Source organism: Microcoleus sp. AT3-D2 (assembly GCF_036705715.1).
Lineage (GTDB): Bacteria > Cyanobacteriota > Cyanobacteriia > Cyanobacteriales > Microcoleaceae > Microcoleus.
This window is the reverse complement of record NZ_JAUBVE010000203.1, coordinates 1-1329: the sequence shown is the minus strand read 5'-3', so window position 1 is coordinate 1329 and position 1329 is coordinate 1. Positions and strand designations below refer to the sequence as shown.

The following is a 1329-nucleotide window of genomic DNA, read 5'->3' as shown; positions in this document are numbered from 1 at the left end:
ACGATCTTTTGACGCATATCTAGGGAGTAGGGTTTCATTTTTCTCTTTTTTACCACCTCTACTACTGTACCTAATTGCTGGGGGGGTGACAAAGAGGTCTACGAGATAGATTTTATAAGGGTTGCAGCCCGCATACCTTGTTGATAAAAGCGGCGCTTAGAAGGAGTTAACTTGCGTTTACTGTTCCACCTCCAAAGAATATTGTTCTAGATAATTAACCCACTTTTCTCCATCCTTACCAACACCAAATGTACTCCGTCTGCGATATTTTTTCTTGGGTTCTTTGCGACGAGATACATATTTTTGTACCTGCTTTTTCTTCAGTTCAGTGCCTTGAAATATTGCCCAAGTGTACGCCAGTGTCATGAGCAGAATCATGTTAATAAGTCGGTTCCCCTTGAGGCTTGTTCCTTCCAGATCGTAGCCTCCTGTTTTACAGTCTCGGAACATTTCTTCAATGCCCATCCGCTGCTTATAAGCATTGAGCGCTGCTGGCAATGAGCCTAAGTCCGTGAGAATAAACCAGGCTTCTTTAACTTGATATTTCCCATAGTTCCTTTTCCACTTACAAGCAAGCTCAAACCCGGTAGTAGGTAGAGTTTTCCTCACTTTTTTTCCTTGAACATACAAACAAGTTCCGGGTACTATTCCTAATTCATCCAACCGTTGCCAAACTAAATGTTCTGTTTCGATACAAAGATTCTTTTTCAGTCTTAAGCAAAAAAACACACCCTTTTCCTTAAGCCAGTTTGCCAAATCAACAGAACAAAATTCACGGTCTCCTAAAACGATGAGTTTATCTGATGAAAATAATGGTAAAACTTGCTGTAAATTGGTAGTCTGTGACTCGAAGCTACTGTTTCCCAATTTGGGCAATAGTGACCAGTATAATGGAATTGCTCTTCGCTCCCAGATCAGGCTAACCATAAAGAGATTTATGCACCCCCATTGACTGCGGTCGATGGCGATTGATAAACGAGTACCAATGGGGCAATAAGTGGTCAACCAATAAGTAATTAAGGGGAACCAAATTAATGAGATAGTTAAATTGGGTAAATCCAGAAATCTTTGTAGTTTTCTGCGCCGACTTTCCGTTGTAATTGGATAAGGGAATACCCGTGCCAGTCGTTCTAATCTCACTTGTTTTTCTGATTGCATCACCGATAGCAAAGTTGTCATTACAAGAAACTGAGCTTTTGGCAGTTGTTTTTTTAAATGAGTCTGGTAAAATGTTGGTATCATTATTTTTTGGATATAGCAATCCTAAATCATTATCAAGACTATGATACAATTATATGCAATACTTGATTGTGACAATAAAAAAATGAA

1 protein-coding gene is annotated in these 1329 nt (G+C 39.3%); it reads right to left on the bottom strand.

The window, feature by feature from the left end:
- Positions 1–177 precede the first annotated feature (177 nt).
- On the bottom strand, positions 178–1242 hold the full coding sequence (locus QUB44_RS30890; protein ID WP_333373737.1) for an IS4 family transposase: 1065 nt from the start codon (positions 1240–1242) through the stop codon (positions 178–180).
- Positions 1243–1329: the final 87 nt, after the last annotated feature.